Source organism: Paraburkholderia sediminicola, from assembly GCF_046026855.1.
In the GTDB taxonomy this organism is placed as follows: domain Bacteria; phylum Pseudomonadota; class Gammaproteobacteria; order Burkholderiales; family Burkholderiaceae; genus Paraburkholderia; species Paraburkholderia sediminicola_A.
In genome coordinates this window covers 136,881-159,789 of the sequence record NZ_JAQQET010000008.1, presented here as the reverse complement: position 1 = coordinate 159,789, position 22,909 = coordinate 136,881, and the positions used below count along the sequence as shown (strand labels likewise).

16 protein-coding genes and 1 pseudogene are annotated in these 22,909 nt (G+C 55.1%); 6 read left to right on the top strand and 11 right to left on the bottom strand.

The window, feature by feature from the left end; translation table 11 throughout:
- Nucleotides 1–75: 75 nt before the first annotated feature.
- The gene (locus PQR40_RS11315; RefSeq protein ID WP_408509015.1) at nt 76–2,529 is read right to left on the bottom strand and encodes a phospholipase D-like domain-containing protein; all 2,454 of its coding nucleotides are present in this window, start codon (nt 2,527–2,529) and stop codon (nt 76–78) included.
- Nucleotides 2,529–5,492, bottom strand: a complete 2,964-nt coding sequence (tssI, locus tag PQR40_RS11310; RefSeq protein WP_408509014.1) for a type VI secretion system Vgr family protein — start codon at nt 5,490–5,492, stop codon at nt 2,529–2,531. Before tssI (PQR40_RS11310) ends, PQR40_RS11315 begins: the two co-directional genes overlap by 1 nt.
- Before the next feature lie 603 nt (nt 5,493–6,095).
- Between tssI (PQR40_RS11310) and PQR40_RS11305 the strand changes: the two genes are divergently transcribed.
- Both PQR40_RS11305 and PQR40_RS11300 read left to right on the top strand, forming a co-directional pair.
- On the top strand, nt 6,096–7,037 hold the full coding sequence (locus PQR40_RS11305) for a formylglycine-generating enzyme family protein (protein WP_408509013.1): 942 nt from the start codon (nt 6,096–6,098) through the stop codon (nt 7,035–7,037).
- 181 nt (nt 7,038–7,218) lie between these two features.
- The gene (locus PQR40_RS11300) at nt 7,219–8,148 is read left to right on the top strand and encodes a formylglycine-generating enzyme family protein (RefSeq protein ID WP_408509012.1); all 930 of its coding nucleotides are present in this window, start codon (nt 7,219–7,221) and stop codon (nt 8,146–8,148) included.
- Nucleotides 8,149–8,161: 13 nt separating this feature from the next.
- Here the strand turns inward: PQR40_RS11300 and PQR40_RS11295 are convergent, their stop codons facing one another.
- Nucleotides 8,162–8,380 carry a hypothetical protein gene (locus PQR40_RS11295; RefSeq protein ID WP_408509011.1) on the bottom strand — a complete coding sequence of 73 codons (219 nt, stop codon included), beginning with the start codon at nt 8,378–8,380 and terminating at the stop codon, nt 8,162–8,164.
- Nucleotides 8,381–8,459: 79 nt separating this feature from the next.
- Here PQR40_RS11295 and PQR40_RS11290 point away from each other — a divergent pair, with 79 nt between their 5' ends.
- Both PQR40_RS11290 and PQR40_RS11285 read left to right on the top strand, forming a co-directional pair.
- Nucleotides 8,460–9,392 carry a formylglycine-generating enzyme family protein gene (locus tag PQR40_RS11290; RefSeq protein ID WP_408509010.1) on the top strand — a complete coding sequence of 311 codons (933 nt, stop codon included), beginning with the start codon at nt 8,460–8,462 and terminating at the stop codon, nt 9,390–9,392.
- A gap of 186 nt (nt 9,393–9,578) precedes the next feature.
- Nucleotides 9,579–10,508 (top strand): formylglycine-generating enzyme family protein, encoded by a 930-nt coding sequence (locus PQR40_RS11285; RefSeq protein WP_408509009.1) that lies wholly within the window; start codon nt 9,579–9,581, stop codon nt 10,506–10,508.
- A 178-nt stretch (nt 10,509–10,686) separates the two neighbouring features.
- Here PQR40_RS11285 and PQR40_RS11280 read toward each other — a convergent pair whose 3' ends face one another.
- Nucleotides 10,687–11,046 (bottom strand): hypothetical protein, encoded by a 360-nt coding sequence (locus tag PQR40_RS11280; RefSeq protein WP_408509008.1) that lies wholly within the window; start codon nt 11,044–11,046, stop codon nt 10,687–10,689.
- 115 nt (nt 11,047–11,161) lie between these two features.
- Here PQR40_RS11280 and PQR40_RS11275 point away from each other — a divergent pair, with 115 nt between their 5' ends.
- Nucleotides 11,162–11,599 carry a hypothetical protein gene (locus tag PQR40_RS11275; protein WP_408239333.1) on the top strand — a complete coding sequence of 146 codons (438 nt, stop codon included), beginning with the start codon at nt 11,162–11,164 and terminating at the stop codon, nt 11,597–11,599.
- A gap of 369 nt (nt 11,600–11,968) precedes the next feature.
- Nucleotides 11,969–12,898, top strand: coding sequence for a formylglycine-generating enzyme family protein (locus PQR40_RS11270; protein ID WP_408509007.1), 930 nt, complete (start codon nt 11,969–11,971; stop codon nt 12,896–12,898).
- 13 nt (nt 12,899–12,911) lie between these two features.
- Here PQR40_RS11270 and PQR40_RS11265 read toward each other — a convergent pair whose 3' ends face one another.
- The 7 genes and pseudogenes from PQR40_RS11265 to PQR40_RS11235 all read right to left on the bottom strand — a co-directional run bounded on the left by PQR40_RS11265 (nt 12,912) and on the right by PQR40_RS11235 (nt 22,907).
- A complete protein-coding gene (locus PQR40_RS11265; RefSeq protein ID WP_408509006.1) occupies nt 12,912–15,173 on the bottom strand; it encodes a hypothetical protein in 2,262 nt (753 codons plus the stop codon).
- A 73-nt stretch (nt 15,174–15,246) separates the two neighbouring features.
- Nucleotides 15,247–17,931 carry a type VI secretion system Vgr family protein gene (gene tssI, locus PQR40_RS11260; protein ID WP_408509005.1) on the bottom strand — a complete coding sequence of 895 codons (2,685 nt, stop codon included), beginning with the start codon at nt 17,929–17,931 and terminating at the stop codon, nt 15,247–15,249.
- 247 nt (nt 17,932–18,178) lie between these two features.
- The gene (locus tag PQR40_RS11255) at nt 18,179–18,466 is read right to left on the bottom strand and encodes a PAAR domain-containing protein (RefSeq protein WP_408239344.1); all 288 of its coding nucleotides are present in this window, start codon (nt 18,464–18,466) and stop codon (nt 18,179–18,181) included.
- Between the two features lie 27 nt (nt 18,467–18,493).
- Nucleotides 18,494–19,198, bottom strand: coding sequence for a hypothetical protein (locus PQR40_RS11250; RefSeq protein WP_408509004.1), 705 nt, complete (start codon nt 19,196–19,198; stop codon nt 18,494–18,496).
- A gap of 65 nt (nt 19,199–19,263) precedes the next feature.
- Nucleotides 19,264–19,425: pseudogene (locus PQR40_RS11245) on the bottom strand (DUF3304 domain-containing protein); the annotation flags it as partial.
- Nucleotides 19,426–19,611: 186 nt separating this feature from the next.
- Entirely contained in the window at nt 19,612–20,490 is an 879-nt protein-coding gene (locus tag PQR40_RS11240) for a tetratricopeptide repeat protein (protein WP_408393404.1), read from the bottom strand.
- Nucleotides 20,491–20,498: 8 nt separating this feature from the next.
- Entirely contained in the window at nt 20,499–22,907 is a 2,409-nt protein-coding gene (locus PQR40_RS11235) for a hypothetical protein (protein ID WP_408509003.1), read from the bottom strand.
- Between the last annotated feature and the right edge of the window lie 2 nt (nt 22,908–22,909).

Genomic DNA, 22,909 nt, shown 5'->3' with positions numbered 1-22,909 from the left:
TTTGAGCGACGGCACTCGACGACAAGCACAACAGGCACGCAAGAAAAGCGCCGCGCTCACACCAATTACGTAAATTCACGAAACCTCACCTTTCGAATTGTCCGCGTCATTGTTGAGCGCGACCGGCTTCTGCGAAATGTCGTCTGCCTTTTGAGGGACGGTATTTTCCGCCACGAGCGACGTCGGGAATCCCACGTTGTTGTTTTCTCCCTTTGTCCATTCGATAGGCAACGTCACGATGTAACCTTGGACATCCGACAACTTCTCGGCGGCTCCCTTGGTGTGCTGCGGCCCAGCCCAGAATGCGGCATCAAAGGGCATTGGGCCATTCTGCCGGCGGGTTACCGTGTCCCATCGTGGCCAGATGGAGGCAGGTTCAGAACTGGCAGGGCCGGTCACGGTTCTATTGCGCGGAATGAAATCAAAAGCCGCTTCATAAAGGTCGCGATTCTTATTTGCTACGGTCTGAATAGCCTTCCAACTTGCGGGATTACCTGGCTGGTCGATCGCAATCTGAAGTGACGAAGCGGGTCGCACGCCGCCCGTGATTCCGAATATCTTCGACCAGACATCCCGTCGCAATTTGCGAGCAAAATCACGAGTGACTTTAACGCTGCCCGTGCCCTCGATATCGTGTCGATGCGTCGCCGTGTCAGACACAAGCATAGCGATCTCAGAGTCCCGCGAGCCCAGCATGCTTCGATCGTTGATATTCGCACTTCCAACAAGCGCAAACAGGTCATCAACGATCATCATTTTCGTGTGAATGTAAATTTGCTCGGTGATGTAGCGATCGCCTACTTTCGCCCAGTTGCGCAGGTTGAGCAGCGTCACGTACTCGTCGCAAGCTGAGATATCGATATCCTTGTATCGCACATCTTTCGCGTCGCTCAGGACTTTCTGCCAAGTGGGATCCTTCTTGTCTTTTAACGCTCTCGCCTTGAGAAATCTACGAATCCTGTTTAGCAGGCTGAAAGAACCGAACACCAGTGACTGCATCGTCCAATGGACCTGTGCCACGATGTTTTCGTTGTCCAATGTGCCCTCCGGATGTACCGGGAGCGTAATAATGACATGGAAGTGCTGCTTCGGACCTGCCATGATTGCCTTGCCTATCCGCTCGCCCAGCAGCTCGCAGATAAAATTCTTGGGGGCCTCGTCCGGGTGCGTCGAGATGGCGTGCGTGCTCTTTTCACCGGTGCCGAAGCCCTTGATTTTTTCCGCAGGACCTGACAACGGACCTTCTGCAGGGATATTCGGGGCCAGTGAATCCGGATCCGTTTGCGCTGAGCCAAATCCCGACACAAAAAACTGATTCTCGATATAGATGAACGACATCGACTTTGCAATCAGATTCCGCATAGCAATTGCGATATCGCACTGTTTTAGACCAGGCGCGGCTACCCCCTTCTTGGCAGCCGGATCCAGTTTTTCGTACTCAGCCTTGCGCATACCTAGCGGCGCACTTCTCAAGACCTGAACACCGCATTTATCCAAGTTTGCGTCCGGAACAGGTGTCTGCGGCAAAGGCAGAACTTCCGTCCCACCTTCGCTATTCCAGCGCATGACGAAATTGCGGGCGACGTCAGAGGCAGAAGGACCGTCAACGCGCAAATGCACATCCTGCCAAGGCATTCTCGGTTGCGTCTTCTCGTTCAACGTACTGTAATCCAACTGCAAACCCGCGGGACGTCTGACTCTGGACCAGTACGGCGTTTCGTCGCCGTACGCAACCTGAAAAGCACCAGCCTGAATTTTTGCTATGACGTCACTGTGATTGGACGAAATCAGTCCGCCAAATGTTGGATGGTCGTCGTACGCACCGGTTAGCAGATCGGGATCGACTACCTTGTCCTTGGAAACCTGACCCACGTGTTTGACACAACCGTTATAGCGATTCAGTGCTTCACGGCCCTTATCATTCGCGATGAGACTGTAACGTGCATCGTCGAACCGGCCATAGCAGAGATCCATGCCCCCCACATAGCCGATCTTTTCGTCGACAATCACGGTCTTCTGATGGTGACTGAAGAACCCGCTGTCTTCGTCGGCAAGCGATGACGCCAGTGTCACCCATACACACTTGCGACCGGCGAGATCGTTGATTGCTTCCAGGACCGATTTCGTTTGACCGTCATACGTCTGGATCGGCGGTGAATGTTTCCACGGCATCACATACACCTTGAGCTGTGGGTTCTTCTGCACCGCCAGCAATAGAAGATTGAACAGGCGCAAGCCCGGCTTAAGCTCCGCGTCCCAGTTAACCTGCCACCCGGTGATATAGACCGAGTGGCTCGCCCCCATTACCGAGGCCCATAGGTCTTCGAAATACGCCTCTCCCGTTGTGAACGGCGTAACCTGGTTTCCGTACCGAGGTGACGAAAAAACGTTGTATCCCCCTACCCAGATGTTTTCGGTCGAAACAGCCTGATATGGCACGCCGGTCTTATCGACAATCTGGTTGATGGTGATGGGGCTTCCGTCAAAGAGCTTGCCTGTCGGCGCCTCTCGCGCAATGGGTTCCTGCATCACGCGTCTCCCTTTAGTTTGCCCAGGATTGCACTGCCGCTATCGGCCTGGAGTTCCTGTTTTGCCCATTTCGTAAAACTCTGATCGATATCGTCCTGCTGAGCGACGAATGGCTGATCGCTATAGCCCATTGCATCGAGCGCTTCGTATAAACGGTCACGATCCGACCAATCATCCGATTCGCGGCTCAACGCCAACTGGCGCACTTGTCCCGGATACACAAGCCAGATCTGCCCCGGCGTGACGTTGTACGCGTCATGCAATGTCTTTTGGTCAGCGTCGGAGAGCGTCAGTTTTCCGTTCGTATCGCTCTTGCCTTGCAGAACAAAATCTGAGGACATTAGTGCTTCATCCGCGGTAGGCGCACTCACGATCCACCAATTGGTGTTGATATACGGATGCCCGCCTGGGCCGGCGGTATCGCTCAAAAGCATGTTAAAACGCACCGGCCCTTGCGTTTCCGGCTGCGGCCACTTCGGCATCGGAACGTTCATGCTCGCCGGGCCCGAGAACGCATGCTGGGTACCCTTCACGTCCACCTTTCCTGGTGCGTGGATTTCGATGTTGCCGCCAGACATTCGAATGTATGCGCCGCCAGAGGTCAGCAGGATTTCCTGTTTCGCTATCACCTGAAGCGAGTCTGTCGCCGAAAGCAATTTCAGCGTTTTCTGAGCGGTCAGTTCGATGTTGTCGGCGTGCGCCTGAATCTCGACCTTGCCCTTCGCGGCAAACAATTTCATGCCGGCATTCTGCACAAACAGACTGATTTTCTCAGTCACACCTGCGATGAACGATTTGCCCGTAGCGATGTGCGTGCTTTGCCCGCTTACGAGGTTGATATGTTGGCTTGCGGATATCTGCATGGATTTCTGCGTCGACATCGCGATCCCCGCCGGGCTGCCAAACAGCATGACCGGTTCCTTGAACGCGTTTGCATTGCCGGCGCCGCCACCTGCTGTGTTGCCACCGCTGCCTGTCGCGCCTGCCACGCTGTTTTGCGTTGCGTCGGTGAAAGTCTTCAAGGAATCTTGACCGTCCTTGAGACTTTCAGCCTGATGCGTTTCGCTCGCCTGCGATAGCGCTTCGATCACGCTTTCCGAATTCGCGAGCTGACCGCTTGCTTCGCGTACGTCGAGCGGCTGGCTCGATGCACCCGTGTTCGGATGCGTCGACACATACAACCCCTGCCCCGCTCTGAGCGCGCCATACGCATCCGACTGCAGATCGAAACCACTGCCCAGATACGACTCACGCGAATTGCCCGTTTGTGAAATCAGATACCCTAGATGCAACTGCGCATTCGTGCTGCTGCTATAAAGCTGCAGTCGATTCTGCCCCGTCGCATCATCCATCACCATCTGATTAAATCCGCTGCCCTGATACTCCTTCGACTTGTACCCCGACAGAATCCCGTTCGAATGCCAGTCCGGCTTCGTCGCGCCGTTGTAGACGCGCCCTGTTACCAGAGGTTTGTCGCAATCGCCGCCCGCCCAGTCGATTAGCACCTCTTCACCGATACGCGGTGTGTGCACCGCGCCATAGCTTCCGCCCGTATCGGACTGCGCCACACGCACCCAGCACGACGCGTTCTCGTCACCGGCATTGAGCCGGTCCCAATGCATCCGGACCTTGATACGATTCAGCTCGTCGGTGTACACCTCTTCGTTTTGCGGGCCGACGACCGTCGCCGTTTGCAAGCGCATGGTCGGCTTGTGATGCTCGAACGGGCTGCGGAACGGCACCGTCTTGCGCTGCGCCTCCACGCTCGCCATGAAGAAGCCTTCGCTGCCGTCGCTACCTTTGATCGTCAGTACTGCATTATCGGCACTGTGCTCTGAGCGGGCCCCGGCGATGACGGCTTTCAGGCTGTGCGGAAAATCCGTAGTGCCCGACGACACGGGCAGGTTGTTCTCGATCACCCACTCGACGCCGATCACCGCGAACTGCCGCTCCTGTTCGCCACCGGTGCTGTGGTGCGGATGATCGTCCATCTCGAACCAGCGACCCGCATCCAGGCGGCGCACTGCACCGACACCGTGAAAACGCTTCGCGCGCGACTCCCACTCTTCCATCCGGATCTTCGAGAGCTGGTCGCCGCGATCCTGTTTTCCGTACGTGTACGCGCCGGAGTATTCGTAGACTTCCGCCTGCTGAGGCAGATCGCCCTGCGTCGTGAGCGTCGGCACCGATGTGCCCTTCGGATTGTTCGACGTCGACGGCGACTTGTAATCGAACGTACGGGTGCTCAGCGTGGTGCTTTGCAACGTACGCGTGCCGCTCCACTGCACGAGCGCATCCGTTTCGCTGCTCGTTCCCGAGCGGTAGAAATTCACCGTTTGCGGGGAAAACGGCTGCAGGGAAGCAATATCATCGACGATAACCAGCGTGTGCGATTTGCCGTCGGCGGCCTGTTCAAAATAGCCGAACAGCCCTTCGGTTTCCATCAGCCGGTGACAGAAATTCCAGTCATCCTCGTATTGAACGCAGAAAGAGCGCTGCGGCAACGGATTACGCAATTCAAAGCGGAATGCGCCCTGCGCCTGGGGGTGCTGATTAAATACGTCGGTGAGAATTTCATCGGTGGCTTTATCCTGCCAGATGCGTGCATCTTTTCGGAATCGCAGAAAATGCATCCACGATACAAAACCGATCTGGTAACTGGTTATGGCGCTGTCTGAACCTAAACGCCGCGCGGTATGCACATAACCGTGATGCGATGCATACGACTGGTCGGTTTGCTGGATCCACAGGGTGACGGGCTGGGCGATCAGTGTTTTTAATTCGATGTTCGCGTTGGTGGAAACCGCGTCGAGCGTAAATTCGAAGTGACGGCCCAGGCGCGTATGACCCGTCAGCCGTTGCGGCAGCAGGACGTTGGCGCCGAGCGGCGTATCGAGTTTCAACAGCCGGTCGCTTTGTAAAGGCCCGCCGGTGATCGCTGCTATTAAGTCTTGCGCTCCCATACCGCCTCTTCTTTTGACACGCCCCGCGCGTAATGCGCAATTGTACAAAAGTCGGAAGAAAGATCGGGATTTTTAAGTTGGGACAAAAGTTAAATCGTGAAGCATTTTTGCGGCGATTATTTGGTTGATGGAAATTATTTCCACTCCCTTGCAATGCGCCGTGCGGGAAAAGTAAAAAGTACCCATTTCTGCGAGGCCTAGCGCATTGAATTTTATGCGCCATGGATTCATTGACGTCATTTTTCATGCAACTTGGGCGGCTCGACCGGTAGCTTGCACATCGTTCGACGGAGGCGAGGCCATGCACGTTTGGTCCGACTGTCGGTGCTCGAGAGCCCGCGAACCGCTGAATCGCGCCCAATACGACGGCCTCATCCGTCTGGTGGGCATTCTTACGAGCGTGAGAAACTGCCTTGACGCTCATGTGGTCCGTCCGAAGTTCAACACCTCCACAACCGACCATCAGTCGATACGATCTCGTGGCGCGGAAGGCGATAACGCCGAAACCGCAATGACGCCCTACCCTTATAAGGCGCCGCTTGCCGATGGAAACCGCCAGATCGAATTTATAATCCGTTTGCCATCAGTCCGGAGATTTATCGCATGCGTTTGTCTTTCACGAAAGGCTCCATCCTAGGAGCGATCCCGCTGGCCATACTGGCTTTTTTCTTTCCTGCGCGCGGCCAAACCGGCCAATCGCCGGAAGTCAAAGCGCTTGTTAAAAAATCGATTGCAGATATGGTCTTCGTGAAAGGTGGGACGTTCACGATGGGGGATTTCGGTCCACAAGTGACGCCAGAGAAACTCCCGTTCACGTCGCAGCAGGAAAACAAACCTGCTCATCCGGTGGCGCTCGATAGCTTTTCGATCGGCAAATACAAGGTCACTTACGCAGACCTCGATGTCTATACGACCGCTACCGGCAAGTCCTCGTGGCCGCAAGACAAAGCGGATCGGCCATACAAGGCTGCCGATAACCCAGCCGGTGTTCCCTGGCAGATGGCCAAAGACTATTGCGGGTGGCTTGGCAAGCAAAGCGGCGCGCCTATCGATCTGCCCACGGAAGCCCAATGGGAATATGCTGCCCGCTCGGGGGGCAGGCCAGTGATTTTCGGAACGAATAACGGCAAGTACGAAGCAGATCACAACCTGCCATCAGTCGATACGGTCGAACAAAAGTACACGCCCGACACGGCCGTTTCCCAATACATTTATCCGATCGGTAAATATCCACCGAACGCCTTGGGCCTTTACGACATTGGTGTCGATGGACGTGACTGGGTCAACGATTGGTTCGCACCCGACTACTATGAGCATTCGCCCGCTAAAAATCCCACTGGGCCTGCGAGCGGGACCATGAAAGTGATTCGGGGTGCGGAAGGTGACAACGCGGAAACCGCGATGACGGTTTACCGTTATAGGGCGCCGCCTGCCGGTTATGTCGTCAAGACCAAGGATGGCCGTACGCTGGGACCCACGGCCGTCACCTTGACCTTCCGTTGCGCGGTGCAGATGGCCGCCCCGCTCCGAGCGGCAAAGCTTTAGACCGTCCACTGCCCAGCCGCTTTATTGCCGTGGCTCCTTGTGGATCAATATACGATGCAGCGTTCGCGCCGGGTATGCCTGGCTTCACCCCGTCTCTGATAAGGCTCATTGCAATTGCAAACGGCTGAAACCGCCAAACCGAACTTATAATCCGTTTGTCCTCTGCCCGGAGATTTATCGCGTGCATTTGTCTTTCACGAAAGGCTCCATCCTCGGAGCGATCCCCCTGGCCATACTAGCTTTTTGCCTTCCTGCATGCAGCCAAACCGGCCAATCGCCCGAAGTCAAAGCGCTTGTTAAAAAATCGCTTGCCGATATGGTCTTCGTGAAGGGCGGAACCTTCAAGATGGGTGATTTCGGTCCCGAGGTATCACCGGAGAAGCTACCGTACACGTCGCAGGATGAAAACAAGCCGGGCCATCAGGTAACGCTCGATAGCTTTTCCATCAGCAAGTACAAGGTCACATACGCTGACTTCGACATTTACACAACTGCTACAGGAAAGCCTTCGTGGCCGCAGGACAAAATACCGCGCTCGTACCGAGTTTTAACTCATCCCGTCGGTGTGCCTTGGCAGATGGCGAAAGACTACTGTCAATGGTTGGGCAAAGAGAGCAACTTACCCGTCGATCTGCCCACTGAAGCGCAATGGGAATATGCCGCCCGCTCAGGTGGTAAGCCGGTTGTCTTTGCAACTGACAACGGCAAATACGAGCCCGATCGCAATTTCCCGAGCGCCGGTACGATCGCAGACAAACTCGCACCGGGCGTCGGAATTGTCCAGAGGTATCTGTATCCTGTTGGAAAGTACCCGGCAAATCCGCTCGGACTGTTCGATATGGGATTTGACGGACGCGACTGGATGAACGACTGGTTTAGCGCCGATTACTACGCGAACTCACCGGCGAAAAATCCCCAAGGGCCCGCGTCGGGTACAAAAAAGGTAATCCGCGGAGCCGAGGGCGGCAACGATGAAACCGCAATGACGATGTATCGCTACGGCACGGAGCCAGCGGGACATCCAATTCCCATGAACGGCGGAAAGACCGTGCCATCATCCTTTATCATCTACACGTTCCGCTGCGCGCTGCAAAGCCCTCAGCCGCAATAGCGACCTCGCGACGTCATGCCACCCGCACATCCGGCATATTTTGATAAAACGGGTGGGTGCCTGCCGCCATCTGGAACCCGTACTCGTGGGAGTCAACGGGCGAGACCGCGTAACCGGGAGTCGGTTCGGTCTTGAGCATCGCGGTCAGGCTGTCGTAATCGTTGTCCCGCGCTTGGACGTCTGGGGTCAGCGCGCCCGTTAGAGAAATCTGGCGAAATTCCCGCAGATGCATAACGTTCGCTTGACGAGAGTCACGACGAATCCCCGTTAGAACCTGTAATCATCCTGCTATCCGCCCGGAGATTGATCGCATGCATTTGCCACTGCCAAAGGTCTTTAAACTTACGACTGTTCCGCTTGCTGCATTCGCCTTTTCTGTCCCTGCGTGCGGCCAAACCGGTCAATCGCCCGAAGTGAAAACGCTCGTTAAAGAGTCGCTTGCCGATATGGTTTTCGTAAAAGGCGGAACCTTCATGATGGGAGACTTCGGTTCGCAAGTGACGTCGGAGAAACTCCCGTTCACGTCGCAGCAGGAAAACAAACCTGCTCATCCGGTGATGCTGGACAGTTTTTCGATCAGCAAGTACAAGGTCACTTATGCCGACATTGACATTTATACAGCGGCAACCGGCAAACCGTCCTGGCCGCAAGACAAAGCTGATCAGCCCTATAAAGTTGCCGGTAACCCTGCGGGCGTACCCTGGCAGATGGCAAAGGACTACTGCGAGTGGCTTGGCAAGCAAAGCGGCGTGCCTATCGATCTACCCACTGAAGCGCAATGGGAATATGCGGCGCGCTCCGGGGGTAAGCCTGTCGTCTTCGGTACTGACAACAGTAAGTACGAATCGGATCGTAACTTGCCTTCAATCAATACGATCAAGCACAAGTACACGCCGGCCTCTACGGTTTCCCAGTACCTCTATCTGGTCGGTAAATATCCGCCGAATCCACTGGGTCTTTACGACATAGGTCTGAACGGGAGGGATTGGGTCAATGACTGGTTCTCGCCCAGCTACTACGAACATTCACCCGAAAAAAATCCAACCGGCCCAACCAGTGGAACGACGAAGGTCATTCGCGGCGCGGAAGGCGATAACCAGGAGACCGCCATGACGGTTTACCGATATAACGCGCCACCACAAGGGTACGTCGTCAAACTCAAGAATGGGCGAACGCTGGGGCCTACGGCCGTGAACCTGACCTTCCGTTGCGCCATACAGAAATCCGATCACTCTTTTAAGTGACAGAATTTTAAGTCACCTACATGTCCGGTACTGCAGATACGAGGGATCAGTGTCCACGGTGGTTTTGCGATCGCGCCGTATGCCTGACGTTGCTCCCGCCAAAACAAAAGTTGTTGCAATTGCAAACACTGGAAATCGCCCGATCGAACTTAAAATATATTTGCCATCAGTCCGGAGATTTATCGCATGCGTTTGTCTTTCACGAAAGGCTCCATCCTCGGAGCGATCCCGCTGGCCATACTGGTTTTTTGCCTTCCTGCATGCAGCCAAACCGGTCAATCGCCCGAAGTCAAAGCGCTTGTTAAAAAATCGCTTGCCGATATGGTCTTCGTGAAGGGCGGAACCTTCAAGATGGGCGATTTCGGTCCCGAGGTATCACCGGAAAAGTTACCCTACACATCGCAGGATGAAAACAAGCCGGTCCATCAGGTAACGCTTGATGGCTTTTCCATCGGCAAGTACAAGGTCACATACGCCGACTTCGACATTTACACGGTTGCCACAGGGAAGCCGTCATGGCCGCCGGGCAAGTCACAGCGCTCGTACAGAGTTCCGACGCATCCCGTCGGTGTGCCTTGGCAGATGGCGAAGGATTACTGTCAATGGTTGGGTAAAGAGAGCAACTTACCCGTCGATCTGCCCACCGAAGCGCAGTGGGAATATGCTGCCCGCTCAGGTGGCAAGGACGTCGCCTTTGCCACTGACAACGGCAAATACGAGCCCGATCGTAACTTCCCCAGCAGTGACACGATCGCAGACAAACTTGCTCCGGACGTTGGACTTGTCCAGATGTATCTGTATCCGGTCGGCAAATATCCGGCAAATCCGCTCGGGCTGTTCGATATGGGATTTGACGGAAGTGACTGGGTGAACGACTGGTTCAGTGCCGATTACTACGCGAAGGCGCCGGCCAAAAATCCCCAGGGACCCGCGTCGGGTACGAAGAAGGTGATCCGCGGAGCCGAAGGCGGTAACGATGAAACCGCAATGACGATGTATCGCTACGGTACGGAGCCAGCGGGACATCCGATCCCCGTGAACGGCGGAATGACCATACCGTCAGCCTTTATCACCCTCACGTTCCGCTGCGAGCTTCAAAGCCCTCAGCCGCAATAGCGGCCTCGCGACGTCATTCCACCCGCACATCCGGCACGTTCTGATAGAGAGGGTGGGGTGCCCGCGGCAACCTGTGGCGCCATACAGGCCAAGGTCCTTGCGCTTTTCATCGCGATAATGTCCTGCGCACCCATACCGCTTCCTATTTATGCAATTTTTGCCCCAATGCGCCGTTCTCCTAATCGGCCACCAATACAGGCTTGCGATGTTCCTTCTCCAGCTTTCTAGGTAAGCTGACCATCACGAGATAAATGCGGACGAGCAGGCCAACAAACCAAAGCGACACTGGCATACCCAACACCGCCAAAGCGAACAACACGCCGTTTGTCCCAAAGTTTGACGACAGTAGTCGGCCGAGTATCAGATAGAACGGCGCGATACCGAAGGCGATATAAGAATAGATTTTTGGAAACGGCGAGCGCTCTTTATTGAGCCGCTCGAACAGTGCCATTCCGGCTTGGGTTCGATAACGAAAGTCAGATGCGTTCTCTTCGAAGGCCCGGTTGACGAAAGAGGTTTTCGTGATCGTATGCGTCACCGTTTTCCTCGACATGACTACCCAGTACAGCGTCAATGCAATCCCACCCAGTAGTCCCGGCCAACGCAGAACGGGTGACATTGGTGCAAACACGAAGTAGTAGAAGTAGGCAAATATGCCAAAGAAGAAATACGTGGCAAACGTCGTAATCGATAGTATCAGCCCGCATACCCACAGCAGATTCGAACGGCGGTACATTATCGAGATGGCGAATGGTACGAAGAAGCAAACCAGCGTAACAAGTAGTCCGATTTTCCATGGCCATCCGGATACCGCAAGATCGTCAGCATATGCCGCGTACGACACGCCGGCGCCCAGTAAAGGCAACAACAAATTCGCCGGTGCGGCTTTCTTCGTCATCTCCCAGATCGGGTCTTTCCGTTCTACTGGCAACATCGTGGGCGGTTTTGATTTCGGCATCGAGGGTCTCATTCCGGTGGAGGCGCTGGCACGACATGTACTTCACCCGATAGGCATCGTGGTCTTCGAGTATTCACTGTTCCAGGTATTTGGCCGCCGCATGTTCGGTAGACTTGCTGCGATTGAAGCCTAACCAATCAGAACGACGGATTTGCCCTACGAACACTCAAGCGTCAATGGCAGATGAATCATCAGCAGGCATTGCCTTACCAGTGGTCCGGCGACCCAAAGTGAGACAGGAAACATGATGATGGCACCGAGGTCTAGCTTCGCCTTCTCCGTTGCGCCGTACAGAAATCCGATCCTCTCTAAGTGACAAAACTTTAAGTCAGCTACATGTCCGGTACTGCGGATACAGGAGATCAGTATCCACGGTGGTTTTTCGATAGAGCCGTACGCCTGACTTTGCCCCCTCCAAAACAAAAGTTGTTGCAATTGCAAACACTGGAAATCGCCCAATTGAACTTATAATCTATTTGCCATCAGTCCGGAGATTTATCGCATGCGTTTGTCTTTCACGAAAGGCTCCATCCTCGGAGCGATCCCGCTGGCCATACTAGCTTTTTGCCTTCCCGCATGCAGCCAAACCGGCCAATCGCCCGAAGTCAAAGCGCTTGTTAAAACGTCGCTTGCCGATATGGTCTTCGTGAAGGGGGGAACCTTCAAGATGGGCGATTTCGGCCCAGAGGTATCACCGGAAAAGTTACCCTACACGTCGCAGGATGAAAACAAGCCGGTCCATCAGGTAACGCTTGATGGCTTTTCCATCGGCAAGTACAAGGTCACATACGCTGACTTCGACATTTACACAGCTGCCACAGGAAAGCCTTCATGGCCGCAGGACAAAATATCGCGCTCGTACAGAGTTTTAACTCATCCCGTCGGTGTGCCTTGGCAGATGGCGAAAGACTACTGTCAATGGTTGGGCAAAGAGAGCAACTTGCCTGTCGATCTGCCCACTGAAGCGCAATGGGAATACGCCGCCCGCTCAGGTGGTAAGCCGGTTGTCTTTGCAACTGACAACGGCAAATACGAGCCCGATCGCAATTTCCCGAGCGCCGGTACGATCGCAGACAAACTCGCACCGGGCGTCGGAATTGTCCAGAGGTATCTGTATCCCGTTGGAAAGTACCCGGCAAATCCGCTCGGACTGTTCGATATGGGATTTGACGGACGCGACTGGATGAACGACTGGTTTAGCGCCGATTACTACGCGAACTCACCGGCGAAAAATCCCCAAGGGCCCGCGTCGGGTACAAAAAAGGTAATCCGCGGAGCCGAGGGCGGCAACGATGAAACCGCAATGACGATGTATCGCTACGGCACGGAGCCAGCGGGACATCCAATCCCCATGAACGGCGGAAAGACCGTGCCATCATCCTTTATCATCTACACGTTCCGCTGCGCGCTGCAAAGCCCTCAGCCGCAATAGCGACCTCGCGACGTCATGCCACCCGCACATCCGGCATGTTTTGATAAAACGGGTGGGTGCCTGCTGCCATCTGGAATCCGTACTCGTGGGAGTCAACGGGCACAACCGCGTAACCGGGAGTCGGTTCGGTCTTGAGCATCGCGGTCAGGCTGTCGTAATAATTGTCCATCTCCTGGGCGTCTGGAGCTGGCGCGCCCGTTAGCGACATCTGGAGAAATTCCTTGAGGCGCTGTCGGCGTGTGACTAGGTCACCTTTCGCTCCGTTGGCGTCTATGTGCTGCACAACGTTGGCAAGATCATGCTTGGTGTGGGACCACTGCAGTATCTGTTTGACGGCGTCTTTGCGACGACCGTAATAGCGACCAAACGTGTGATTGGCCGGGTCGAGTCCGTCGGTGACAACCCAGTGGCGGGTCAGTTGAAAAATCATAATGCCCTTGGCCTCCGGCGTCGCATATTGAAGCATCCAGGGATTGCTTAGCACGCGGTTCATCAGCTGAACGCGCGCAGCTTCCTGCTCGTACGCGACGACCAACTGGGTGTACGCAGTCTGAATATCATCATACAGTTCGTCGACTGTCGAACTCAGATCCCTTAGTCCCTGGACGACCATCACCTGGATCTGCGTGAACGCGTCGAATGCTTCTTGGGCGACAAACTTCAGCCGCTGGAAATTCGCGTGATATAGCTGATAAAAGAACCACTTGAAGAACTCGGCGATGCGTAACGCATCCACCGACACTTCGATATCGCCCTTGACGCCTAGCCCCAAGCACAGTCCTGCCTTCGCCTTGATCCGGAAACGTCCCGCCGCGTAGCTGATATCGAGCATACAGGTCAAGCCCGCGCCCGCCATCGCAGTGACCGTATCGCCCACCTTGGCGAATGGTTTGTATTTGCCGCTAGGGCCCTTCTCTGCGGGCTCCATCCACTCAAGTGCTCCTTCAAGCGACAAGTCCGCACGTGCGCCGGCAAACACGTCGAGATCGGCATTCGCACTTGGATCGACCGGCTTGCCGCCCACCTTGATTTCGCGTTGCTTGGTGGTCGGGTTATCGACTGCGGCGCCGTACAGGCCCAGGTCCTTCCGCTTTTCGTCGCGATAGTCGACCACGACACCCAGTTGCGCAACCACGCTTGCACCGACCATCCCCGACAGCCCGAGTTCGCCTTTGAATCGGACTGCACCGAGCGGATAGGGCTTGCCGTTATCGCCATCCAGACTCCACATCCAGCCGGCGATGTCCGGATAATAGAAAGCACCAGAAACCTTACCCTCGGCAATAGCGAATTCGGCTTGCGCCGACGCCTTGATAGCCACGTGGCCCTTTTGCGGTGCCCACTCGGTGTCCAATCCCGCGCCTGCCAGATAGCGCATCAACTGCGCCTTGGCTTCGATACTGACGTTGTTGCCGAAGGCGGTCTGCTTAGGTTTCTCCGTTTCTTTCTTTTCGCCCTCACCACCCTCGCCGCGTTCAACCGGTTCTTCCGCGCCAGCACTGTAAGTGAGATCCTTGTTCCACTCTTCCGCCCATGCGAAAAGCGTCCCCGTCACGTGTTTCTCGACGATCTCGGAGGAGACTTTCGTTTTTTCGTATAACTGCGACTTGATCTTGCTCTCGCGGTTAATCAATACGCCTTCTTTCAGCTTGTCGACGTCGATCTTGTACTTGCCATTCGCATTCTTCTTGATGAAGCTTTTCGCACCGGTTTCTTTTTCTTCCTTGCGACCCTTCATGTCTTCGAAGGCGGCTGGGCCGAATTTATGCCAACCTGCCTTGATCTTGTTCGAGCGTACGTAATGCAGCTTGTACTTGGCGAATTTGACAGATTTCTTTCCGTCGCCATCGATATGAATAGGGATCAACTCGACCATGGTGAGGTCTTTGCTATCCAGCTTGCTGAGCGGTTCCAGTTCCTTTTTTAGCGCCTTGTGCGCGGTCTCGCGCTCTTTGAGCGCATTGTCGACGGCGGCCTTGTGCGACTCCCCGGCACGCGGATCGGACATGTGGTTCTGCACGTCCTCAGCGTATGCCTTCAGCACCACATCGAGCTTTTCATTGGCCTTGTGAAATTTGTCGACGCGGTCGTGCAGCAAATTGCATTCGCTTTGCAGACCGCTGACGTCCTCCGCCGGCACGAGAATGAATTCACCGGTCTCGGGCCGGAAGTAGAGCATGGGCGCCGGATCGTGCGGCACGTGCACGAGACTGTCGGGCGTCGTGTTAGTGGTGCCGTTGCCATCGGGTGCGTGGCTTGTGCTCGGAGCGTTCATGGATGTCGGTCTGCTTGAATGGGCAAAATGAATAGGCGCATCCACAGGACGCGCGTGTGCTCGTCGGCTAGAGTCAGGTGTCGAGAAACACTTTCAATGCGCTCGGTGTGCTCGTCATGATGCGCGAGGTCAGGCCTTGTTCATCGGTCATGCCCTCGAACACTTTGCCTTCCGCAGTCTCGACGCGGTAGCGCACGTAGGGAGCAGGGTCACCGGTGTGCTTGTCGTGAATCCTGAACTGCTCGTTGTAGGGCCCTTCGCCGGAGGGGAGTGCCGGTGGTTTGCTCGAAAGACTGGTCGGACCGGCGAAGGAATGGTCGCTGCCCTTGATATCGATTTTTCCAGGCGCATGGATTTCGATGTTTCCGTCTTTAATCCGGATGTACGCGCCGCCACTCGTCAAGAGGATGTCCTGTTTCGCTACCACCTCGACTTTCTCCGTCGCCGACAGCAACTTCAGGCTTTTTTGGGCGGTGACTTCAATGTTGTCAGACTGGGCCTGGATTTCGACTTTGCCCTTCGCCGCGAACAGTTTCATGCCGCCGTTCTGCACGAACAGACTGATTTTCTCCCCGACACTTGCCAGTAACGATTTGCCTGTCGCGATGTGCGTGCTCTGTCCGCTCACGAGGTTGATGTGCTGACCCGCTGCGATCTGAGCAGACTTCTGCGTCGACATCGCGATACCCGCCGGCGTCGCGAACAGCATGATCGGCTCTTTAAATGCGTTCGCGCTACCCGTACCGCCGCCAGCTGTGTTGCCCCCGCTGCTTGCGGCTCCTGTCACGCTGTTTTGCGTTGCGTCGGTGAAGGACTTCAGCGAGTCATGGCCGTCCTTGAGGCTTTCGGCCTGATGTGTTTCGCTCGCCTGGCTTAGCGACTCGATCACGCTTTCGGAATTGACCAGCTGGCTGCTCGCGTTTCGAACGTCGAGCGGCTGGCTCGATGCGCCCGTGGTCGGATGCGTCGATACATACATGCCTTGTGCTGCGCGGACTGCGCCATATGCGTCCGACTTCAGATCGAAACCGCTGCCCAGATAGGCGCCGCGCGAGTTGCCGGTCTGCGCAATCAGATAACCCAGATGAAGCTGCGAGTTCGCGCTGCTGCTGTACATCTGCACGCGGTTCTGGCCGGTCGCATCGTCCATCACCATCTGGTTGTAGCCGCTGCCCTGATATTCCTTCGACTTGTAGCCAGACAGGATCCCGTTCGAATGCCAGTCGGGTGTCTTCGCGCCGTTGTAGACGCGCCCGGTGACGATCGGCTTGTCGCAGTCGCCATCGAGGAACGAGACGACGACCTCTTCGCCGATGCGCGGTACGTGCACGCCGCCGTGTCCGCCACCGGCATTCGATTGGGATACACGCATCCAGCATGAGGCGTTTTCGTCGCCAGGATTCAGGCGGTCCCAGTGCATCTGGACTTTGACCCGGTTCAATGAATCCGTGAAAACCTCTTCGTTCTGCGGCCCGACCACGGTCGCGGTCTGCATGTTCATTTCGGGCTTGTGATGCTCGAACGGACTGCGGAACGAAATGGCCTTGCGTTGCGCTTCGACGGTCGCCATGAAGAAGCCTTCGCTGCCGTCTGCGGCCTTGCTGACCAGTGTCTGATTTGCGCCCTGTGCGGCGCGAGCCGCGGCCACGGCTGCGTTCAGGCTGTGCGGGAAGTCCGTCGTGCCGCCAGAGACGGGCAGGTTGTTTTCTACGACCCAGTTCACGGCGATCACCGCGAACTGCCGGTCCTGCTGGCTACCTGTGCTGTGGTCTGAGTGGTCGACGAGTTCGAACCAGCGGCCCGTATCGATGCGTCGTACCGCGCCTACGCCGTGGAAACGCTTTGCGCGCGATTCCCATTCCTCCATCCGCACTTTCGCGAGCTGGTCGCCACGATCCTGCTTGCCGTAGGTGTACGCGCCCGTGTACTCGTACACCTCGGCCTGTTGCGGCAGATCACCCTGCGTGCCCAACGTCGGGATCGTCGTGCCCTTCGGGTTCGCGGATGATGACGGTGCCTTGTAGTCGAACGTGCGGGTGGTGAGGGTCGTGCTCTGCAGTGTGCGCGTGCCGCTCCACTGCACGAAGGCATCGGTCTCGCTGTTGGTGCCCGAGCGGTAGAAATCCACCGTTTGCGGCGATAGCGGCTGCAGGCTGGCGATATCGTCGGTGATCACCAGCGTGTGCGATTTGCCGTCGGTGGCCTGCTCGAAGTAACCGAACAGCCCTTCCGTTTCCATCAGCCGGTGGCAGAAATTCCAGTCGTCTTCGTACTGGACGCAGAACGAGCGCTGCGGCAGCGTATTACGCAAGGCAAAGCGGAATGCCCCCTGCGCCTGGGGATGCATATTGAATACATCGGTGAGAATTTCATCAGCCGGTTTGTCCTGCCAGATGCGTGCGTCTTTTCTGAAGCGCAGAAAATGCATCCACGACACAAAACCGATCTGATAACTGGTTATGGCGCTGTCGGAGCCCAAACGGCGGGCGGTGTGGACATAACCGTGGCGCGGGGCGTAGGACTGGTCGGTTTGCTGCATCCACAGCGTGACGGGCTGGGCAATCAGCGTCTTGAGCTCGATACCGTCGTTGGTTGAAACGGCGTCGAGCGTGAATTCGTAATCCCGCCCGAGCCGCGACTGACCCACCAGCCTTTGTGGCAGAAGGACATTGGCGCCCAATGGCGTGTCCAGTTTAAGCAGGCGGTCGCTTTGCGCCAGCCCCCCTTTGATTGCCGCGATAATGTCCTGCGCGCCCATACCGCCTCTTATTTATGCAATTTGCGCCCCCGCGCTATCGCGCGATAATACAAAACATTACGGACTTATTGCAATCGCATATTCAAAAACAAATGTTAAATCGGAATTTGTTTCGGTTTGATTCGAGGTGCATATGGATTCGGTAAAAATAACATGCGCGTCCATAAATGCTGCAGCAAAAATACTTCTTGGCTATTTAGGGCGTCTCGCTGCGGGTTAAGCCGGCGACAGAGGCACGGGTTAATCGTTAGGCGTCGACGGACATCGTCTGCTGCGAGGACACCAGTTTCGGTGGCGGATGGCAGCCGCAGATACATAGGTCGTCGCTCAACGCGGCATGGCGTCCGTCCGGCGCGGTCATGACCTGGCGTGGTCCGTCGCACTGGATTTTTCCCGTTGTGTTGCAAGCGGGGCACGCGACCGGATCCCCTTCATGGGCGACGTCTTTATCGCTCAATTGAATGGTGGTCGGCACGGCCTGAACGACGCCGTTAGCTGTCGTCTTGTCGCCGTTTAGAATCAAGTATCGTTTCATCAGGTATCTCAGGTTTGAAGTAGTGGTTCAGACTTCGAGGTTATTACGGATCAGAAAGTCGCGCAAACACTGTGGGCAGACCCGCGTGGCTCCTTCCAGCAGTGCTTCCCCTTGTTCCCCCCGCTCCAACCGATCGGTCGACGATGCCAAATCTAGTCCCGGCCCAAACCGCTTATGCAAATAGTCGGCTTCAAACCAGAAGACATTTTCATGCTTGTCAGATTCCAAGATGGTTTTGATTAATGGACTGCTTGGAAGCGTGCCACCTGACTCAACTGCGTTAGCAATCTGCGATGAAGATCTCTTCGGACGTACAAAGCCATGTATCGGGCAGGGAAGAACGTCTTCTGACACATTGACGTCTTTCGCGATGAGCGACGTATCGAAAGCGCTCTCCCGCGAGGTGACCTGCAGGGGCTGCTCGTCCGAGCGCACCAACAATTCGTCGAGACAGCGTGGACAGACGAGAACCAAGGACCTCTCGATTGCGGCTATTGCCGGAAAGTCCTTCAGATGGGCAGTCTTTCCTGCGTGAGTGATGAGGTATGCATACTCGGCCAGTTCGGCCCGGTGCATCCAGACCTCCCTGCTGCGCTTCGGTCTGTCGAACGACATCTTGACTAGTTGACCGGCTGCAAACTGTCCCCTCGTTCGGATGCGGGCATCGACATCCTTTGATGATTCGATGAACCCCTGGAAACCGTGACGGGGACGCAGTCTGGGTGAACTCATCGTTCAAACCTCCAGCATGCCATATTGATTCATTTTATCGACTCTCGCGTTTTGTCGCTGACTCTAGCCGAATTGCCGTACTTGTCCTTGATCACGAATCGGTCGAGGTTGTATGGCGTGTAGTTGAATCCTTCGATGCTTAGGCCACCGTAGGTGGGCTCGGAGGAAAATACATCACAGCCGGAAAGTACGGCGAGTGTGAAAAGGAACAGGACCTGGCGTTTCATTTGTCTTTCGCGTGTGCCTGCTGATTTCAACGATAGCCGTGATTACCTCCGGTGCACCTTGGCCATCCGGATCGAGTTGCATCTGATTATCCATGCGGTGCCCTGATCGGCGATTTCGCTCGGATTGCGCGCCGCAGAGGGATTAGTCGCAAACAGATCGTCCAAGGGATGTGGCTACATGGTCGGTTACTGCTGGTTTATACGACTCAAGACGCGCTCTGGGACGCGAGCAGATTTCCCCTGATCGCCCATTTGCTTTGCATATCGTTGATACATTTCTTTTGCCTGAGGAATCATTTTATCCTGCCAATATGCGTCCGCAAGGTTAAGCTTCGCAACTACCCGATCAGGATATTTTTCAACAATGCGTTGCAAAAGCGGCGCCGAATCGTCGGCGCGGCCATTCTCAATCAAATAAAAAGCAATATCATTTACATCCTGAACACTGACGACATCAAGATTGTCCGCGAGTTCAAGGGGAACATAAAATGGCATGTTCGCTATGTACTGCTTCAGAGTCGCTTTGTCACGTTGCGCATTCTTAAACATTACAATTTCGTCTGAAATGTCATTTTTTAGCGCAGACTTTTCTTCATACCGATATGGCCCATCATTTCCGATCCGTGGGCATCCCACCACTCTTGCAACTTGACGGGAACCGAATAGGTCACCCGACGGAATATCCGGTTTTTCGCCGGTAACCTCCCGTATAAGGCACCAGTCTTCAATTTTTTTATTCCATTCGTAAATATGAATGAAAACTTGGCCTCCACGGCTCGAGCACGAGCCGTCAATTGCAATTTGCCCCTTTGCGGATAGCTGATAGATGGCCATCGAACTGCATTCGTCAAATTTTTCTTGATGATATTTTCGGTCCGAATTGGAAATATCGTCATGATAGACGATATTAATTCCAGCTGAATCGGCTGAATAAGAAAATCGACCAGCAGTTGTCTTGCTGGCGTCAGCCGATGCAACGGCAACTTCTATCGGAAATGCAAATTCAGGCAATGTTAGAAAAACACACGCCCCGACGATTAACGCTGTAATTAGCCTGAATTTCATAGATGAAACTAGCTCCCTGAACTGCTTAGTTGTTGAAGCTGCTGTTGGGCATAATTAAACACGCAGACGTTCGCGCCGATCCCATACCACTTCTTGTCTTTCGGTTGCCCGCGAGAATCGAGAGGATGTCCGTCTTGCGCATCTAATTCGAGGTAGCGAGTGTAGCCTGCTTGCGCCTCAGCACGATTTTTTGTTTTACCGGGTTTGTGTAGCCCGGGATCATTCCACAAGCCCCAGGCAAACGATGCGCGTTTTTCATTGTAGGCCCTGCTTTCTTTAAATTTGTACTCCCCTGATCGATTCAGTTTCATGCAAGACTGAATTCCCAAGACATCGATCGCCCGGTTTAAATAAGCTAAGCGATCGTCATAATGCGTATAGCCGCCGTTGATCGTGCGAGTGATCCAGATGAAATCGTCTTCGTCACTCGGGCCAAGAAGATGCGAGTGTATTGCGTAAAACCACGCAGCAGAACGAAGGGCATGAGGCGACTGCTCGAGTTTTCTCATAGCGGCAGGTCCGGAAGTCACGTCTTCTCCGGAATAATCTTGGTAGGCTTGGTAATTAGGTTGAAAAGTTATTTGGATCAAGCCACGTCCGCGCCAGGGGTCGTAGTCGAAGTGTTCACCCTGCTCCAGGGTGAACGCAAATTCCCCGCTTTCTTGAAGCATCTGTGCGATAAAGTGCGCTTTCGACGTACAGGATTTAATATTGAAGTCTTTAAATGCTTGATTTAATGAGTCAATATAAGAATTGAGATTCTGATTTGTTGCGTGAGTTGCGATGCGCTTCAGTTGTGCAACGGTCAAATCGGCATCGCAAGCACACGTCGCTCCAGTGAAATTGCCAACAATTCCAATTGGATGCAAGTGAAATACCGTCGCTTCAGGAGGAAAGTGGTCGACCGCTCCCGCCACGCCATGCCAGATGCGCAGTTGGTCAATCCGCTTCATCTCGGCCTGCCAAACCGGCAAACCCGCATGCATCTGGGGATTTAGCGCTTCCCACTTACTCATCGCGCCACCCCATTCGCTTTCATAGCGCACGATCAGGTGGTCGATACGATCGGACAACCATGGCTTGCGCAGCGCCAGTTGCAATTCGTGAGAAGTTATTTTTCCATCGCGCTGTTCCTGTCCGTCGATTGCGTCTTCCAGCTTCTTAAGAACGGCATCCGATCTCGCGCTATCGAATGATGTTTGGAAGGTGGCAATCTCATCGGGCGCGCCGTGATCAGCTATGAAGAGCGCACGTTGGAACATCTCCGAGACAGACGCCGTGTGATCTAGCACGTCGAAACCCGGCCAGTCCCACATACTTTTCAGCTCTACGAGCGCGTGTCCATGATCGCAGGCCCAGCCATCTGCTGCTGCATCGCTCTCATCGGCAACTTGCGCTGCGTACCATGTATTTCCAGCCCCGTCCGAGCAACGCTGCTTGCTAGTGATTGATACCACGCGCTGATAGCCCGCTGTCGGTCCAGTCGGTGATTGCAGGCTGAGTGGGAAACTTGTCCAGGCTGAACGCGTACCTGTCGCAGCAAGATCGCTTCGTTTGATCCATAGCGGCGTGCTTGGCGGATGGGGATGTGCCGGCGAACTCACTTGCTGGACCTTGCACCAAACACCTTCAGACGGCGAATCGGCAGTCGGCTTGATATTGATGCCGGCGTCAATGGAACTGTCCTCTGCACGAGGCAACGCGAGTTTCGCGCCTTTTGAAATCAGCAGCAGGGTGCGATCCTTTGCCGGCAGATGTTGTGCACGTTCACGACTGCGGGAGATGAAGGCACTGATGTCCTCGCCCGTGAACACTTCCAAATGCAACAACGGCCGTTCACCCAAGACAGGCGGCAACGGGCCACGCGCCCGGGCCTCGGCTAGTCGCTGATACTCACCAAGATAAGCGACTAACTCCCCGGCTGCTACCTTATGGGGCTTCGGCAACACATATATCTGATCCAACGCACTTGGCTTGGACTCGCTGTCCATTTCTGGCAAGAAAACCCAGCCCACTGACGCGCCCGCGGTTGGCGATTGTCCGGCATGGTAGCTCTGCACTGCCCCTTCCACGACACTTGAAATTTTCCCCCATTTACCATGCGTGGTCGCTATTTCAACCTTCGTCCCGCGAGGAAGCCAGCCTAGGATCGAACCGTTTGGTGAATGGGTTGATCGGATCCGCAAGCCTGGTTGAGCAGATGCGTCATGACCCGGCGACGATAACTGAAGGTCGGTTGATTTTGTCCCGACCACATACTGCTTTGTCGCACCGTAATACGCAGGCAGAGTTTTTTCGGCGGTGTGTTGCTGCGGATCAGCCTTGTAGCCGGCCCAAGCCAGCGTATGCATGTACAGGCTGAAAAATGTCAAAACATCTTGAGGGTTGTTTGTACCCGTTGTCTGCGGATTTGTCACCG